The organism is Streptomyces sp. NPDC002643 (assembly GCF_053592555.1).
Map to the genome: position 1 here is coordinate 124,738 of NZ_JBSFVY010000007.1, position 16,766 is coordinate 141,503.

At 70.4% G+C, this 16,766-nt stretch carries 11 protein-coding genes; 7 read left to right on the forward strand and 4 right to left on the reverse strand.

Annotated elements, in window-relative coordinates; translation table 11 throughout:
• The first annotated feature begins 3 nt into the window (after positions 1-3).
• Together ACWD4G_RS12965 and ACWD4G_RS12970 are read left to right on the forward strand one after the other, a co-directional pair.
• Positions 4-1,047 (forward strand): 3-isopropylmalate dehydrogenase, encoded by a 1,044-nt coding sequence (locus ACWD4G_RS12965; RefSeq protein ID WP_451292748.1) that lies wholly within the window; start codon positions 4-6, stop codon positions 1,045-1,047.
• 355 nt (positions 1,048-1,402) lie between these two features.
• Entirely contained in the window at positions 1,403-2,491 is a 1,089-nt protein-coding gene (locus ACWD4G_RS12970; RefSeq protein WP_451292749.1) for a branched-chain amino acid aminotransferase, read from the forward strand.
• A 144-nt stretch (positions 2,492-2,635) separates the two neighbouring features.
• Here the strand turns inward: ACWD4G_RS12970 and helR are convergent, their stop codons facing one another.
• The gene (gene helR, locus ACWD4G_RS12975; protein ID WP_451292750.1) at positions 2,636-4,831 is read right to left on the reverse strand and encodes an RNA polymerase recycling motor ATPase HelR; all 2,196 of its coding nucleotides are present in this window, start codon (positions 4,829-4,831) and stop codon (positions 2,636-2,638) included.
• Positions 4,832-5,504: 673 nt separating this feature from the next.
• Between helR and cimA the strand changes: the two genes are divergently transcribed.
• Positions 5,505-7,109, forward strand: coding sequence for a citramalate synthase (cimA, locus tag ACWD4G_RS12980; protein WP_451292751.1), 1,605 nt, complete (start codon positions 5,505-5,507; stop codon positions 7,107-7,109).
• 187 nt (positions 7,110-7,296) lie between these two features.
• Here the strand turns inward: cimA and ACWD4G_RS12985 are convergent, their stop codons facing one another.
• On the reverse strand, positions 7,297-7,803 hold the full coding sequence (locus ACWD4G_RS12985) for a hypothetical protein (RefSeq protein WP_451292752.1): 507 nt from the start codon (positions 7,801-7,803) through the stop codon (positions 7,297-7,299).
• Positions 7,804-7,977: 174 nt separating this feature from the next.
• Here ACWD4G_RS12985 and ACWD4G_RS12990 point away from each other — a divergent pair, with 174 nt between their 5' ends.
• Entirely contained in the window at positions 7,978-10,422 is a 2,445-nt protein-coding gene (locus ACWD4G_RS12990; RefSeq protein ID WP_451292753.1) for a glycoside hydrolase family 3 N-terminal domain-containing protein, read from the forward strand.
• Between the two features lie 194 nt (positions 10,423-10,616).
• Positions 10,617-11,981 carry a hypothetical protein gene (locus ACWD4G_RS12995; RefSeq protein WP_451292754.1) on the forward strand — a complete coding sequence of 455 codons (1,365 nt, stop codon included), beginning with the start codon at positions 10,617-10,619 and terminating at the stop codon, positions 11,979-11,981.
• A gap of 111 nt (positions 11,982-12,092) precedes the next feature.
• Here ACWD4G_RS12995 and ACWD4G_RS13000 read toward each other — a convergent pair whose 3' ends face one another.
• Positions 12,093-12,875, reverse strand: coding sequence for a serine protease (locus ACWD4G_RS13000; RefSeq protein WP_451292928.1), 783 nt, complete (start codon positions 12,873-12,875; stop codon positions 12,093-12,095).
• A 235-nt stretch (positions 12,876-13,110) separates the two neighbouring features.
• On the opposite strand from ACWD4G_RS13000, the gene ACWD4G_RS13005 reads away from it, so the two are divergent.
• Positions 13,111-13,986, forward strand: a complete 876-nt coding sequence (locus ACWD4G_RS13005) for an aminoglycoside phosphotransferase family protein (RefSeq protein WP_451292755.1) — start codon at positions 13,111-13,113, stop codon at positions 13,984-13,986.
• Positions 13,987-14,128: 142 nt separating this feature from the next.
• Positions 14,129-15,919 (forward strand): pentapeptide repeat-containing protein, encoded by a 1,791-nt coding sequence (locus ACWD4G_RS13010; RefSeq protein WP_451292756.1) that lies wholly within the window; start codon positions 14,129-14,131, stop codon positions 15,917-15,919.
• Positions 15,920-16,021: 102 nt separating this feature from the next.
• On the opposite strand, the gene ACWD4G_RS13015 is transcribed toward ACWD4G_RS13010, so the two are convergent.
• Positions 16,022-16,627, reverse strand: a complete 606-nt coding sequence (locus tag ACWD4G_RS13015) for a YceI family protein (RefSeq protein WP_451292757.1) — start codon at positions 16,625-16,627, stop codon at positions 16,022-16,024.
• Positions 16,628-16,766: the final 139 nt, after the last annotated feature.

Below are 16,766 nucleotides of genomic sequence, written 5' to 3' on the forward strand. Positions count from 1 at the left end.
GTCATGTCTCGCAGCATCGATCTCGCAGTGATCCCCGGTGACGGCATCGGTCAGGAAGTCGTGGCCCAGGGTCTCAAGGTCCTCTCCGCCGTCCTGCCGCAGGATGTGAAGCTGGAGACCAAGGAGTACGACTTCGGCGCCAAGCGCTACCACGCCACCGGTGAGACCCTCACCGACGCGGACCTGGAGTCGCTCAAGCAGCACGACGCCATCCTGCTCGGCGCCATCGGCGACCCGAGCGTGCCGTCCGGCGTCCTGGAGCGCGGCTTCCTGCTGAAGCTCCGCTTCGCCTTCGACCACCACGTCAACCTGCGTCCGTCGAAGCTCCTCCCCGGCGTGAGCACCCCGCTCGCCGGTGAGCCCAGCATCGACTTCGTCGTGGTCCGCGAGGGCACCGAGGGCCCGTACACCGGCAACGGCGGCACGATCCGCAAGGGCACCGAGCACGAGGTCGCCACCGAGGTCTCCGTGAACACGGCCTTCGGTGTCGAGCGCGTGGTCCGGGACGCCTTCGCCCGCGCCCAGGCCCGCCCCCGCAAGAAGCTCGCGCTGATCCACAAGAACAACGTGCTGACCTTCGCGGGCCACCTGTGGACCAACATCTTCAACAAGGTGGCCGAGGAGTTCCCCGAGGTCACCACCGAGTACATGCACGTGGACGCGGCGACCATCTACCTGGTCACGCAGCCCGAGCGCTTCGATGTGATCGTCACCGACAACCTCTTCGGCGACATCATCACCGACCTCGCCGCGGCCGTCTCCGGCGGCATCGGCGTCGCCGCGAGCGGGAACATCAACCCGTCCCGCGAATACCCGTCGATGTTCGAGCCGGTCCACGGTTCCGCGCCCGACATCGCCGGCCAGGGCAAGGCCGACCCCTCCGCCACCGTCCTGTCCGTCGCCCTGCTCCTGCGCCATCTCGGTTACGAGGCCGAGGCCGACCGCATCGACGAGGCGGTCGCCGCCGACCTCGTCGAGCGCGTGGGCAAGCCCGCCCGCTCCACGGACGAGATCGGCGAAGCCCTCGCCGCACGAGTAGCCGGCTGATCCGGCCGCGCCACTCGAAGCCTCACAACTGAGAGCCTCACCTCTCGAAGCGTTTCGAAGCCGCCGGGTCACTCCTGCACCCGGCGGCTTCCGCATGTCCCCGTCGGGTGTCACCATCATCCCCAGGGTCGCATTCACGCCGTTTTCTTCCGCCGACTCCGCTTGCGATAATCGAACGCGGAGCCGCCGAATGAGGGAATGCTCGGACGTCCTAGCACTCGCCACTGGCAGTACGGATGTGAGCGCGGCCCGTCACAACAACCGGTGCTGCATCTTCCGGGGGACAACCCCCGGACCCCCGGCCGAACGACCGGAGCTGCCCCGCCGTATGCCAGGAAGCGAAGGATTCCGACTCATGACGACGCCCACGATCGAGCTCAAGCCCTCGGCCTCGCCACTCTCCGACGCGGAGCGCGAGGCGATCCTCGCCGACCCCGGCTTCGGCCGCCACTTCACCGACCACATGGTCGTCATCAAGTGGACCGAGGGCCGCGGCTGGCACGACGGCCAGCTCGTTCCGTACGCGCCGATCTCCCTCGACCCGGCCACCATGGTCCTGCACTACGCGCAGGAGATCTTCGAGGGGCTCAAGGCCTACCGCCGCCCCGACGGCTCCGTCGCCACCTTCCGCCCCGAGAAGAACGCCAAGCGCTTCCAGGCCTCCGCCCGCCGGCTCGGTATGCCGGAGCTGCCGGTCGAGACGTTCATCGAGGCCTGTGACGCGCTGGTCGGACAGGACCATGCCTGGGTCCCGGCCCACGGCGGCGAGGAGTCCCTCTACCTCCGCCCCTTCATGATCGCCACCGAGGTCGGCCTGGGCGTCAAGCCGGCCAACGAGTATCTGTTCATGGTGATCGCCTCCCCGGCCGGCGCCTACTTCCCCGGCGGCGTCAAGCCCGTCTCCATCTGGGTCTCCGAGGACCACGTCCGCGCCGTCCCCGGCGGCATGGGCGACGCCAAGACCGGCGGCAACTACGCCGCGTCCCTCCTCGCCCAGGCCGAGGCCGCCGCCGAGGGCTGCGCCCAGGTCTGCTACCTCGACGCCGTCGAGCGCAAGTGGGTCGAGGAACTGGGCGGGATGAACCTGTACTTCGTGTACGGCGACCGCATCGTCACGCCCTCCCTCACGGGCTCCATCCTGGAGGGCGTCACCCGCGACTCGCTCCTCACGGTCGCCGCCGACCTCGGTTACACCGCCGAGGAGGGCCGTATCTCCATCGACCAGTGGCAGGCCGACTCCGAGAACGGCACCCTCACCGAGGTCTTCGCCTGCGGGACCGCGGCCGTCATCACGCCCGTCGGTACGGTCAAGCGCACCGGCGGCCAGTGGACCCAGTCGGGCGGCGAGCCCGGGCCCGTCACCGTCAAGCTGCGTGAGGCTCTGCTGAACATTCAGCGGGGGACGGTTGAGGACAAGCACGGGTGGATGCATGTCCTGAGCTGAGGGCTCCGCCGTGGGGGCGGGATGCGTGGGTTTTCGTCTGCTGCGCCGTCGTGGCTTGTCGCGCCCGCGCGGCGGAGCCGCATATTGACACAGCCCCGCGCCCCTAAAAGACGGGGCGCGGCCCCCCCGAAGCCAATACGGCTCTCAGCTGCTGAGCACCACCAACTGCCGCGTCGCCCGTGTCATCGCCACATAGTGGTCCACCGCTCCCTCGATGCCGTCGCCGAAGCTCTCGGGGTCGACCAGAACCACCAAGTCGAATTCGAGGCCCTTCGACAAGGCCGGGGTCAGGGAGCGGACCCGGGGATTCGTCGGGCGGAAGGTGGTCGGGGCGCCGATGACGCACGCGATGCCTTCGGTGTGCTTGGCCAGCCAGCCCTCCAGGACCTGCTCCAGCTCCCCGGCCGAGCCATGGACGACGGGAAGGCCACCGCTGCGGATGGACGTCGGTACGTTGGCGTCCGGCAGCACCGCCCGGATGACCGGCTCGGCCTCCGCCATGATCTCCTCCGGCGTCCGGTAGTTGACGGTGAGGGAGGCCAGCTCGATGCGGTCCAGGCCGATACGTTCGAGCCGCTCCCGCCATGAGTCGGTGAACCCGTGCCGGGCCTGGGCGCGGTCGCCGACGATGGTGAAGCTGCGCGAGGGGCAGCGGGCCAGCAGCATCTGCCACTCCGCGTCCGTCAGTTCCTGTGCCTCGTCCACCACGATGTGGGCGAACGGCCCGGCGAGCCGATCCGGTTCGGCGCCGGACAGCTCGGACTCGTCGACCAGCGAGACCTGGGCGTCCTGACCGCGCAACATCGTGACCAGGCCCCCGCCATAGGGGTCGGAGCCGTCGTCGGCCTCGATCAGATTGTCGACGACCCGCGCCATACGTTCCCGCTGGGCGGCGAGCGCGGCCTCGTTGCGGCGCTTGCGGCGCGACGCCTCCGGGTCGCCGAGCCGCTGCCGGGCCGCGTCCAGGAACGGCAGGTCGGACACCGTCCACGCCTGCGCGTCGGCGCGCTGCAGCCGTCGTACGTCGTCGCGGTCGAGCCAGGGCGCGCACATCCGCAGATACGCCGGGACCGACCACAGGTCCCCGACGAGGTCGGCCGCTTCGAGCACGGGCCAGGCGCGATTGAAGGCCGTGAGCAGTTCCCTGTTCTGTGACAGCGAGCGGCGGAGCAGCGCGTCCGGGACCTCGCCGCCGTCCGGATCGTCCGAGGACGTGTCGCCCTCGTGCTTGTCGACCAGGATCGTCAGCAGCTCGTCCCAGATCTGGCCGCGCGCCTCGTTGTGCGGAGTGCCGGGCTCGGCGGCCTCGAACGCCACGGCCCAGTCCCGGGCGCTCAGCCAGATGTCCGACCAGTGCGTGGTGACCGTCATCCCCTCGCTCGGCGGCTCCTCGTAGAACCGGACGGCCTTCTCGATCGCCCCCACCAGCCGCGCCGACGACTTCAGCCGGGCCACCTCCGGGTCCGTCTCGACCGTCGCCGCGGCCCCCTCGTCGACGAGGTCCCGCAGGACGCACGTCTGCACACCCTCCTCGCCGAGGCTGGGCAGGACGTCCGAGACATAGTCCAGATACGGCCGGTGCGGGCCGACGAAGAGGACGCCGCCCCGGCGGTGACCGAGCCGGGGGTCGGCATGGAGGAGGTAGGCGGAGCGGTGCAGGGCGACGACCGTCTTGCCCGTGCCCGGGCCGCCGTCCACGACGAGCGCCCCGCGTGAACTGGCGCGGATGATGGCGTCCTGGTCGGCCTGGATGGTGCCGAGCACATCCCGCATCCGGGGCGAACGGTCGCCGCCCAGGCTGGCGATGAACGCGGACTGGTCGTCGAGCGAGGCATGGTGCCCGGCGAACCCGTCGGGGCTGAACACCTCGTCCCAGTAGTCGCTGATCCGGCCGCCCGTCCAGCGGTAGCGGCGACGGCTCGCCAGTCCCATCGGCTGGGCGTGCGTCGCCCCGAAGAACGGCTCGGCGGCCGGGGAACGCCAGTCCAGCAGCAGCCGACGGCCCGTCGCGTCGGTGAGGCCGAGCCGTCCGACGTACACGGGCTCGGCGCCGTCCGCGCCGACCATGTGCCCAAGGCACAGATCGAGACCGAAGCGGCGCAGGGTGCGCAGCCTGGCGGTCAGCCGGTGCACCTCGATGTCCCGGTCCATCGCCTCCTGCCCGATACCGCCGGGGGCCTTGCGTACGGTGGCCAGCCGTTCGGACAACTCGGCGATCGACTCCTCCAGACACCGGGCGACGGCCGCGAAGTGCCGCTCGTCGTCGGCGATCAACGCGGGCTCGGCCTTGGCGGCGAGCCGCTCGGGAAGGTCGAAGGCGCTGGTGATCAGGGGGTTCAAGGCGTCAACTCCGTAGGCTCTCCGGCTCAGGGCGTTGATTGTGCGGGACGCCCAGGGCCTTGCCGCAAGCCCCCGGGTGCGCTATAGGTTGAGAGTGGCAAGGAGAAGACGAACTCCTTGCCTTTCCTTTTGGGCTGCCGAGCGTGTGCGGGTGGGTGGGGGTTGCTCACGCAGTTCCCCGCGCCCCTGAAGGACACGGCCCCTGCGGGCCGGTGAAAAATGCGGGGCGCAGCCCCCGCATTTTTCAGGGGCGCGGGGCTGTACCGATATGCGGCTCCGCCGCGTGGGCGCGACCAGCCACCCCCAACCCGCAGTCGCCAACGACCCCCCCACCCCCGAGCTATAAGGCGCCCACGCAGGCCATCGTTCGCATCCTGAGACGGCCAGTGAACGCAAGGCCGCAGTGTGCCACACTGCCCCCGTGCTCTCGTTCGCCACGATTATTGGCAGCAGGCGCGCCGGTCCGCAGTGATCGCCTCGTACGACCAGGTACAGGCGGACACCGTCGTCCTCGACCCGCGCGCAGACCTCTCGCACCCGCGAGAGGTTTTTCGCTTTTCTGGCCCACCTTCAGCCGGGAGCGCAGCGCGAGGGATCATTGGGGACGGTGGAGCCGGTCATTCCGGTAGACCGCGATCCAACGGGATCTCCAACAGCAGGAGCCTTGAACACCATGACGGTAACCAGCGAACTCGACGACTCGTTCCACGTCTTCGACACCACCCTGCGCGACGGTGCCCAGCGCGAGGGCATCAACCTCACGGTCGCGGACAAGCTGGCCATCGCACGGCACCTGGACGACTTCGGCGTCGGCTTCATCGAGGGCGGCTGGCCGGGCGCCAACCCGCGCGACACCGAGTTCTTCGCCCGTGCCCAGAAGGAGATCGACTTCAAGCACGCCCAGCTGGTCGCCTTCGGCGCCACCCGTCGCGCGGGCGGCAAGGCCAGCGAGGACGCCCAGGTCAACGCGCTCCTCGACTCCGGTGCCCAGGTGATCACGCTGGTCGCGAAGTCCCACGACCGCCATGTCGAGCTGGCCCTGCGCACGACGCTGGACGAGAACCTGGAGATGGTCCGCGACACCGTCTCCTACCTGCGCGAACAGGGCCGCCGGGTCTTCGTCGACTGCGAGCACTTCTTCGACGGCTACCGCGCCAACCCCGAGTACGCCAAGGCCGTCGTCCGCACCGCCTCCGAGGCCGGCGCCGACGTCGTCATCCTGTGCGACACCAACGGCGGCATGCTGCCGGCGCAGGTCCAGGCGGTGGTGTCGACGGTCCTCGCCGACACCGGCGCCCGCCTCGGCATCCACGCCCAGGACGACACCGGCTGCGCGGTCGCCAACTCACTCGCCGCCGTCGACGCGGGCGCCACCCATGTGCAGTGCACCGCCAACGGCTACGGCGAGCGCGTCGGCAACGCCAACCTCTTCCCGGTCGTCGCCGCGCTGGAGCTGAAGTACGGCAAGAAGGTCCTCCCCGAGGGCGCCCTGCGCGAGATGACCCGCATCTCCCACGCCATCGCCGAGGTCGTCAACCTCACCCCCTCCACGCACCAGCCGTACGTCGGTGTCTCCGCCTTCGCCCACAAGGCGGGCCTGCACGCCTCCGCGATCAAGGTCGACCCGGACCTCTACCAGCACATCGACCCCGAGCAGGTCGGCAACACCATGCGGATGCTGGTCTCCGACATGGCGGGCCGCGCCTCCATCGAGCTCAAGGGCAAGGAGCTGGGCGTCGACCTCGGCGGCGACCGCGAACTGGTCGGCCGGGTCGTCGAGCGGGTCAAGGAGCGCGAACTCAGGGGCTACACGTACGAGGCGGCCGACGCCTCCTTCGAACTCCTCCTCCGCGCCGAGGTGGCGGGCAAGCCCCTGTCCTACTTCCGCACCGAGTCCTGGCGGGCCATCGTCGAGGACCGCCCCGACGGCAGCCACGCCAACGAGGCCACCGTCAAGCTCTGGGCCAAGAGCGAGCGCATCGTCGCCACCGCCGAGGGCAACGGCCCGGTCAACGCCCTCGACCGCGCCCTCCGCGTCGCCCTGGAGAAGATCTACCCGCAGCTCGCCAAGCTGGACCTCGTCGACTACAAGGTCCGCATCCTGGAGGGCAAGCACGGCACCAACTCCACGACCCGCGTCCTGATCGCCACCACGGACGGCACCGGCGAATGGTCCACGGTGGGCGTAGCCGACAACGTCATCGCCGCCTCCTGGCAGGCCCTGGAGGACGCGTACACGTACGGCCTGCTGAGGGCAGGCGTGGAACCGGCGGAGTAAAGCCGCGCGTTCACGCAATACCCTGCGCTCACCTCAGCCGCGCCCCTAATAGGGGCGCGGGGAACTGCGCGACAAGCCCCCACCCACCCGCACCCGACGAACGACCCCTTGCGGGGTCGAAGGGGCGCAGCCCCTGGGGATGGGACGGGTAGGGGCGGCGGGGGCGAAAAACCCCCGTCGACCGAGGTCAGCACGCCCCTTCGGCGAGCCCCTCGAACTCGCCGAGGCTCATCCCCCGACCGTCGGCCCAGACCCGCCCCGGCGCCAGCCCCTCAAGATCCGCCACGGTGAAGACGACGGAACCGTTGTAGTGCCTGTCGTCGTAGTGACCGAAGCCGAGCCGATAGGTATGCGTGGACACCAGCCGCTGCTCCCCCTCGCGCTCCACATCCCACTCGCCCGGCGGCGAGAAGAGCGGAAACTCCGCATCCCCCGACCGCTCACCCTTCGCCTTCCACACAGTGGCATCGGGCTCCCCGTCACCCGGCTCGTCCTCATCCGACCCCTTCCAGCCCGTGAGCGTCGGCCCCAGATACCCGTCGTCGCCACACGGCCGCAGCAGCGCACGCGGCACCCCGTCCTCACCCACCGTCACGGCCGCCAACGCCAACTCCTCCGGCGAACACCCGCTCACCCCCACCGCGACCGCGAACGCACCCACCACGCCCAGCAGCCCTCGCCGTGCCCCGCGCATTCCGCTCACCCCCCCGTTCCCCCTGCCGCTCCGCGTGACCCGCACGCCTCCCGAACGGTTGTACAGGCGTCTTGACGCCCGCCCAAGCCGACAGTTGACTCCCATCAAGTCACAAAAGGGATACGGGAGTTCGGCGCGACGACAGGTCCTGGAGTTTCGGTGGAGGGAAACCCGATGCGGAACCGAAGAACGTCCCTGCTGGTCTCGGCCGCGTTGCTCTCCGGCCTTGTCCCGCTGTCGTTCACGCCGACGGCGACGGCCGCCGCGCCCGCGAAGGTGACCACCGACGCCGGCCTGTACCCCGTGTCCGAGGGAGACACGGCCCGTGTCCGGGTCACCGTCACCGGCACGGTCGCCGAGCCGGTCACCGTGGCCTACGGGACACCGCCGTCCGGTACGGCCTCCGCCGCCGACCGCGCCCCGGCCACCGGCACCTTCACCTTCCCGGCGGGCACCCCGTCCGGCACCACCCGCACCATCGCCGTACGCACCCTGCCCGACAGGGCGGCGGAGACGGCCGAGACGATCCCGCTCGCCCTCACGGTCACCGGCGCCGAGGCCCCCGCCGAGAACCCGACCGTCGTCATCGGCGCCCACGGCCTGCCCTATCTGGACCCGAGGCTCCCGGTGCGGAAACGCGTCGCCGACCTCCTCTCCCGGATGACCCTTCAGGAGAAGGCCGGCCAGATGACCCAGGCCGAACGCGGAGCGCTCGCCACCCCGGACGACATCACCCAGTACACCCTCGGCTCGGTCCTCTCCGGCGGCGGCTCGACCCCGGCGCGGAACACCCCCGAGGCCTGGGCCGAGATGATCGACGGCTTCCAACTCCGGGCGATGACAACGAGGTTGCAGATCCCGCTGATCTACGGAGTGGACGCGGTCCACGGCCACAACAACCTCGCCGGCGCCACCATCACCCCGCACAACATCGGCCTGGGCGCGACCAGGGACCCGCGACTGGCGTACGAAATGGGCGCGTTGACGGCCGCCGAGACCCGCGCCACCGGCGTCCCCTGGGACTTCTCGCCCTGTCTGTGCGTGACCCGCGACGACCGCTGGGGGAGGGCTTACGAGTCCTTCGGCGAGGACCCGGCGCTCGTCGAGTCCATGGAGACGATCATCCAGGGCCTCCAGGGCGCCCCCGACGGACGTGATCTCGACCGGAACGACAAGGTCCTCGCCACCGCCAAGCACTTCGTGGGCGACGGCGGCACCGCGTACGGCTCGTCCACGACCGGTACGTACACGATCGACCAGGGCATCACCAAGGTCACCCGGCAGGAACTGGAGGCCGTCCACCTCGCCCCGTACGCGGAGGCCGTGAACCGCGGCGTCGGCTCGGTCATGCCGTCCTTCTCGTCCCTCGACATCCTCGGCGACGGCAAGGGCGCGGTGAAGATGCACGCCCGCGCCGACATGATCAACGGCGTCCTCAAGAACCGTATGGACTTCGACGGCTTCGTCATCAGCGACTGGCAGGCCATCGACCAGATCCCCGGCGACTACGCGAGCGACGTCCGTACGTCCGTCAACGCGGGCCTCGACATGATCATGGTCCCGTACGCGTACGGCGACTTCCACCGCGTCCTCGTCGACGAGGTGAGGGCGGGCCGTGTCACCGAACGCCGGATCGACGACGCCGTCTCCCGCGTCCTCACCCAGAAGTTCAAGCTGGGCCTGTTCGAACAGCCCTACGCCGACACGACCCGCGTCGACGACATCGGCTCGCCCGCCCATCGCGCGGCGGCCCGCGAGGCGGTGGCGAAGTCCCAGGTCCTGCTGAAGAACAAGGGCGGCGTGCTGCCGCTGAGGAAGTCCCAGAAGGTGTACGTGGCCGGTTCCAACGCCGACGACATCGGCAACCAGAGCGGCGGCTGGACCCTCACCTGGCAGGGCTCCTCCGGCGACATCACCGAGGGCACGACGATTCTGGAGGCGATGCGGAGGGTCGGAGGCACCGACAGGGTGACGTACTCGAAGGACGCCTCCGCCCCGACCACCGGCCATGACGTGGGTGTGGTCGTCGTCGGCGAGACCCCGTACGCCGAGGGCTTCGGCGATGTCGGCAACGGCCACGACCTGGAGCTGAGCGCCGCCGACAGGACGGCCGTCGACAAGGTCTGCGCCGCCATGGAGTGCGTGGTCCTGATCGTCTCCGGCCGGCCGCAGCTGATCGGCGACCGGCTCGACGCCATGGACGCCGTGGTCGCCTCCTGGCTCCCGGGCACCGAGGGCGACGGCGTCGCGGACGTCCTCTACGGCGAGCGCCCGTTCACCGGCCGGCTCCCGGTCACCTGGCCCCGGTCGGAGGCCCAGCTCCCGATCAACGTGGGCGACGCGTCGTACGATCCGCAGTTCCCGTACGGGTGGGGGCTGACGACGAGGACACGGGGCGAGGTCGCCGAGGGGGAGGGCGTGCGCCGGGCCGCCGACGGGCAGGGCGTGCGCCGGGCCTCGGTGGAGCGGGCGCGGCTACGGGTCCAGCAGAAGGTCGGCCCGGAGGCCCGAATGACGGCCGCCGTCGCGAAGCCCTTCGCGGAGGCCGACCACCTCCTCCTGAAGGGCCGCTACACGGAGGCGCTGGCAAAGCTGGGGGAGGCGTACCGAGCGGTGTGACGACCCGGGGACCGGGGTGGAATGACCTCGGTCGGCGGAGTGGAGCGCTTCCCCCCAGCGAGGTGGAGCGCTCTCCTCCGGCGAGGTGGAGCGCTCTTCTCCGGCAGGGTGGAGCGCGCTCCTCCCGTTTCCCCGCCGATTTCCCCGCCGGCCGGATCGTCCGTTTTGGCGGCAATCGCGGTAGCGTCGAAGATATGAAGGGCGCATCGGTCTCCCGTCTGATCCGCTTGCTGATCGCGCCGCTCTTCGTGGCGGCCCTGGCGGTGCTGACGATGGGCGTGCCCGGCGCCCAGGCGGCCACCGATCTCTCCACCGTCGCCCAGTCCCTCCGCGAGAATCCCGTCTATGTGGATCCTGCCGCGCAGGACCAGCTCTCCTCCGCCGACGCCGACGCGCTCGCCGACAAGATCAGGGACGCCGACGAGCCGATCTTCGTGGCGGTCCTCCCCTCCGACCAGCCCACCGAGAACCTCTTCCAGAACCTTCGCACCGAGACGGGCATCACCGGCCTCTACGCCGTCCGCCTCGGCGACCGCTTCGACGCCAGGGCCGACAGCAGTGTCCTGAGCGGTCAGGCGGTGTCGAACCTGGTCACCTCGGTACAGAGCGCCGGCGACGCCAAGGCCCAGCTCAACGACTTCGTGGACGACGCCCTGCGCAGCAACCCCGGCGGCTCGGCCCCGTCGAGCTGGGGCGGCGGCGGTGACAGCGGCGTGGACGTCGGTGCCCTGGCGACGGCCGGTGCGGTGGTGGCCGCGGGCGGCGTGGGCGCGTACGCCCTGGTACGCCGCAACCGCCGCCGCAAGGAGGAGGAGCGCCAGGAGGCCCTGCGGAAGCTCCAGATCGTCGTCGACGAGGACATCACGGCCTTCGGCGAGGAACTGGACCACCTCGACTTCCACCCCGCCGAGGCGGGCGCCGACGACGCGATGCGCGCCGACTACGAACGGGCCCTGGACGCGTACGAGGAGTCCAAGGCCCTGATGGCGGCGGCCACCCGCCCCGAGGACGTCCGCGCGGTCACCCGGGCGCTGGAGGACGGCCGTTTCTCCCTCGCCCAACTGTCCGCCCGACGCGAAGGCGGCCCCCTCCCCGAGCGCCGGCCGCCCTGCTTCTTCGACCCCCGCCACGGCCCCTCGGTCGCCGATGTGTCCTGGACCCCGGCCCAGGGCGCGGAACGCGAGGTACCGGTCTGCGCGGCGGACCGGGCCCGACTCGCCGACGGCCGGGACCCGATGATCCGTGAGGTCGAGACGGCCTACGGCGGACGCCGCCCCTACTGGGACGCGGGCCCGGCCTACGGCCCCTGGGCGGGCGGCTACTTCGGCGGCGGCCTCCTCCCCGGCCTCCTGGTCGGCACGATGCTCGGCAGCATGATGGCCACCCCCTCCTACGCCGCGATGTACGGCTCCGGCTACGGAGACTTCGGCGCGGCGGCCGGCTACGACGGCGGCGATGTCTCGGGCGCCGACTTCAACACCGACGACTTCACCGGCGGCTTCGGCGGAGGGGACTTCGGGGGCGGCGATTTCGGCGGCGGCGACTTCGGAGGCTTCTGACCGGCACCAGCACTCATGACCACCATGGAGCGGGCCCGGCGTTGAGCGGCGCCGGGCCCGTGAACGCGTGTGCGTCGTACGTCGTACGTCAGCGCGCGTGTACGCCGTACGTCAGAGACCGGCCGCCGCGGAGGCGATGGCCGAGGCGAAGGTGGAGACCTCCGTGTAGAAACCGGGGGCGTTGGGGCGGGCGCAGCCGATGCCCCAGCTGACGATGCCGACCTGGACCCACTCATTGGCGTTGTCCCGGCGGAACATCGGGCCACCGGAGTCGCCCTGGCAGGTGTCGACGCCGCCTGAGGAGAAGCCGGCGCAGATCTCCTCGCTCGCGATGAGCCCGCTGTAGCCGCTGTAGGAACGGCAGGTCGCGTCGCTCACGAACGGCACGGTGGCCTTGAGCATGTAGCGCTGCTGGGCCCCGCCCTCGGTGGCCGCGCCCCAGCCGGCCACGGTGAAGGTGCCGTTGTTGTACGCCGTGGTCGTGGCGATCTTCAGCGTGGGCAGGTTGATCGGCTGGGCGAGCTTGATGAGGGCCCAGTCCTTGCCGTCGCCGTTGTAGCCGGGCGCCCGGTAGACGTACGTGGACCTGACCTGGACCCGGCCGCTGGTGGACTGCAGGTCCACGACACCGGCGGTGGCGGTGATGCTGGTGTTGGAGCCGGTCGAGCCCACACAGTGGGCGGCCGTCAGCACGATCTGCTGGGTGTAGAGCGCACCACCACAGCCCATCGACAGCCGGACCATGAACGGGAACTCGCCCTGTGCGGCCCGCGTCCCGCCGACGACGGGCGAGGGCGCCGCCTGCGCGGCCGTGACGGGCTGAAGACTGGCGATGGCGAGCGCGGCGGCGCCGACGACGGCGCATCTCTTGAGCGCCGTGAGGAGCTTCTTCAACGTGATGCCTTCCGTGGGGGGTTGGCTGGAGCAGGATGATGACGCGATCATGACAACAAATGGGACGAAGATCCGTCCCCTTGTCGTCATGGACGGGTCAATTTCTGTAGCTGGATTATGTGAATCCTGTGAGGGATGCGACAAGGGGTGCGTTTCAGCCACGCGGCCCGGGCCGGGAGCGCCGACGCGGGAAAACCGCTTTCCGGGGCGCCGGAGGCCCACGCACACTGACCCGGTGATCGACATCACCGGCGACCTCGTACGCACCCTGATCTCCGACCAGTTCCCCGAGTGGAGCGACCTGCCGGTCGCACCCGTCGAACGGCAGGGGTGGGACAACCGCACCTTCCGCCTCGGGGACCGGCTGACGGTCCGCCTCCCGAGTGCGGAGGGGTATGTGGCGGCCGTGGCGAAGGAGGACCGGTGTCTGCCCGAGCTGGCTGCCCATCTGTCGCTGCCGGTGCCGGAACCGGTGGCCGTCGGGCGGCCCGGGGCGGGGTATCCGTTTCCGTGGTCGGTGCGGCGGTGGCTTCCGGGAAGGACCGTCGAGGCCTCCGCCGATGTCGACCGGCTTCAACTGGCCCGCGATCTCGGTGAGTTCCTGACCGGGCTGCGCGCCGCCCCGGTCGGCCGGGGACCGGCGGCCGGGCGGCACTCGTACTTCCGTGGCTGCCATCCCAGTGTCTACGGCGACTGGGTCGAGGAGTCCCTGGACCGGCTGAAGGGCGAGGTCGATGTCGCCGCGTGCCGGGAGATCTGGGCGGACGCGCTGACCTCGGCCTGGCCCTCGGCGCCGGTCTGGTGCCACGGTGACGTCGCCGTCGGGAACCTGCTCGCCGTCGACGGCCGGCTCTCCGCCGTCATCGACTTCGGCTCGTCCGGCGTCGGCGATCCCGCCTGCGACCTCGTCATCGCCTGGAATTACTTCGTGGGGGAGGAGCGGAAGCTCTTCCGGGAGGCCGTCGGCCTGTCCGACGACAGTTGGCGGCGGGCACGTGGCTGGGCCATGTGGAAGGCGCTGGCCTGTATGGCCGGACTGTCCGGTCCCGATACCGACGGCACCCAGGCCAGGGTGCTCGACCAGGTGCTCGCCGATCCCGTGGCCGTATAGCCGACCGGGGCGCACGGGACCGGCCGCCGTTCAATCGCCGTGCGAACCAGCCCGGTTGGAGGCCGCATCCCTACACCACCTCACGCTGTGCGTGTCACTATTGAGCGTTGAGTGACCGGACCGGCTCGGGGGAGGTCGGGGCATGGATGACGACATCGGTCTTCTGTACTGGAGCCTGGTCGCGATGGCCGGAATCGTCGTGGTCGTGGCGGCTCGGCTCGCACGGCACCGGATCGTCGTACGGGCGCCCGGTCCGTTCTTCGCCGCGGTGAGGCTCGTCGTGCGTGCCCGGCCCCGGGACGCGGTCCTGCTGCACCGCGCGGCGCTGCGGGTCCGACGGGAGTACGCCGCCTCCGCGGTCCCCGACCGGCGCGAGCTGTTCGCCCAGCGTGGCGCACTCGTCGAGGCGGAGCGGACGGCGCGTGTGATCGGGCGGGCGCGGGTGACATGGCTTGTGTTCCTGTGCCTGCTCACACCGGTCGTCGCGTGGCTCATCCTGCTGGGGGCGTCGATCGTGCTGTCCGAGCTGGCGAAGTCGTACGGGGACGGCGACAGCCCGTCCTCGACGGAACCCGATGGCCTCTTGGTGGTCTTCGCCCTCGTCCAAGGAGCCGTCCTGGGACTGCTGTTGACTCCCGCGGCCGTCATCCGCCGTGATCCGGTGCGACTGATGGCCTGGCGCCCGGAGCCTCCGATCCTGCTCTGCGCCCGGGCTCTCGTGGCATGCGGCGCGGCCGGCCAAGACCGGACACGGACCGCACGTCAGGCTCAACTGGACCACCGGGTCGCGGAGTTGCGCCGGAGCCTGTGGTCCTACGCCAGGCACGGCCACACCACGAGCCCGGAGCGCCGTGACGAGCTGGTGGCCCATGCGCGGGCGGTCGGCCGGCGGCTCCATGAGGCGGAGGGCGCCGTATGGAGAGAGCCGGCCACGGCCCTGGCCGAACTCGTCCGGTTGCTCGGCGCCGTCAACGACGCCATGCACAAGGGGCGTTGGCTGAGTCTGCTGGACGAGACGGATCTCCCCGAGCCGGACCCCGCGCCCGTCCCCGACACCGATCCACCCGTGCCCGTCCCGCCCCCGGTGCCGCACCTGGGCTTTCCCGCGTGGGACGCCACGGTCACCGGCGGGCGCGAGAGCTGGACGCGCACGGTCCAGCAGGCCGCCATCCTGCTGCCGGCCGTCGCCGCGGTCGGCGCCCTCGTCTTCTCCAGCATCACCGTGCAGCAGGCCGGCGACAGCCTGCGGATCACCGAGCACGGGGCGATCTCCACCCGCTTTGACACGGCCGTGGACAACCTGGACGACAAGTCGCTGGACGTCCGACTCGGCGGACTGCTGATGCTGGAGCGGATCATCGAGGACTCGCCGAGGGACCGGGGCAAGGTCCTGACCCTCGTGTGCGCGTATGTGCAGAGCCACACGCCGGTGACCGGACGGACGACGCCCGGTGGCGGCGCGGGGGCGGAGGAGCGTGTCGCCGAGGACGTCCGGACGGCCGTCCGTATCGTCGCGCATCACGCTCCGGAGGACAGCGCGCCGGAGTACGACCTCAGCGGGATTCGAGTACCCGGACTCGACCTCACCGGGGTGGGCGACTTCGGCTACTCCGACTTCAGCGGATCACAACTGCCGGGCGCGCAGCTCTATGGCCTGTCCATGTACGGAGTGGACTTCAGGGACGCCGACCTCACTCGCGCCGATCTCCAGGGCGCCGATCTCCTCTACGCCGACCTCAGAGGCGCCCACCTCCGCAGGGCCAACCTGCGCGGCGCCGACCTCACCGGAGCAGATCTGGGCGGCGCCGACCTGACCAAAGCCGATCTCACCGGGGCGGACCTCACCGGTGCCAACCTGGACGACGTCACCTACTCCTCCGACACCAAGTGGCCCCGAGACTATGAGCCCCCCAAGTCCGCCCGACTCGGCTGAGCCGAGCCGACACCCCTGGCCTCGCAGGGGCCGCCGAACCCCCTCGGCGGCCTCTGATCCACGGTCGGCAACTCACCCCGCGTTACCTCGTGTTACCTCGCGTTACTCCGCGTTGCGGATCGCCGAGATGTCGAAGTTCAGCTTGATCTTGTCGGAGACGAGGACGCCGCCCGTCTCCAGGGCCGCGTTCCAGGTGAGGCCCCACTCGGAGCGCAGGATCTCGGCCTTGCCCTCGAAGCCGACGCGCTCGTTGCCGAAGGGGTCCTTGGCGGCGCCGTTGAACTCCAGGTCGATGGTGATCGGCTTGGTGGTGCCGAGGATCGACAGGTCACCGGTGACGCGGTAGTCGTCCCCGCCCAGCGCCTCCGCCTTGGTCGACCGGAACGTCATCGTCGGGAACTCCTCCGTCTTGAAGAAGTCCGCGCTCTTCAGATGACCGTCACGGTCGGCGTTCCCGGTGTCGATGCTCTCCATCTTGATGTCGATCGAGGCGGTCGACCGGGACGGGTCCGAGCCGTCGAGGTGCAGGGAACCCGAGAAGTCGAGGAAGCCGCCCTTGACGTTGGTGACCATCGCGTGCCGGGCCACGAAGCCGATCGTGGTGTGGGAGGCGTCGATCGTGTAGTCGCCGGTCAGCGCGGCCAGCTCCGGGGTCACGACCCCGTCGGCGGTCTCGGAGGTCGCGTTCTTGTTGCCGAAGATGCCCATGACGGTCTCCTTGAAAGGGGTTGTTCAATCTTCAATGACCTCAACGCGGCCCACGCTAGACCTATTCCGTCCGGGATTCAACCTTGTCGGATCGGTGATCTTGGTGTCACGGATTGTTGATCCGCGTCCCAAGGGGTGA

Bases quoted from the DNA above. Each gene is read 5' to 3' on its own strand.
- ACWD4G_RS12965 (WP_451292748.1), top strand. From the start codon at position 4: ATGTCTCGCAGCATCGATCTCGCAGTGATCCCCGGTGACGGCATCGGT.
- ACWD4G_RS12970 (WP_451292749.1), top strand. From the start codon at position 1,403: ATGACGACGCCCACGATCGAGCTCAAGCCCTCGGCCTCGCCACTCTCC.
- cimA (WP_451292751.1), top strand. From the start codon at position 5,505: ATGACGGTAACCAGCGAACTCGACGACTCGTTCCACGTCTTCGACACC.
- ACWD4G_RS12985 (WP_451292752.1), bottom strand. From the start codon at position 7,803: ATGCGCGGGGCACGGCGAGGGCTGCTGGGCGTGGTGGGTGCGTTCGCG.
- ACWD4G_RS12990 (WP_451292753.1), top strand. From the start codon at position 7,978: ATGCGGAACCGAAGAACGTCCCTGCTGGTCTCGGCCGCGTTGCTCTCC.
- ACWD4G_RS12995 (WP_451292754.1), top strand. From the start codon at position 10,617: ATGAAGGGCGCATCGGTCTCCCGTCTGATCCGCTTGCTGATCGCGCCG.
- ACWD4G_RS13010 (WP_451292756.1), top strand. From the start codon at position 14,129: ATGGATGACGACATCGGTCTTCTGTACTGGAGCCTGGTCGCGATGGCC.
- ACWD4G_RS13015 (WP_451292757.1), bottom strand. From the start codon at position 16,627: ATGGGCATCTTCGGCAACAAGAACGCGACCTCCGAGACCGCCGACGGG.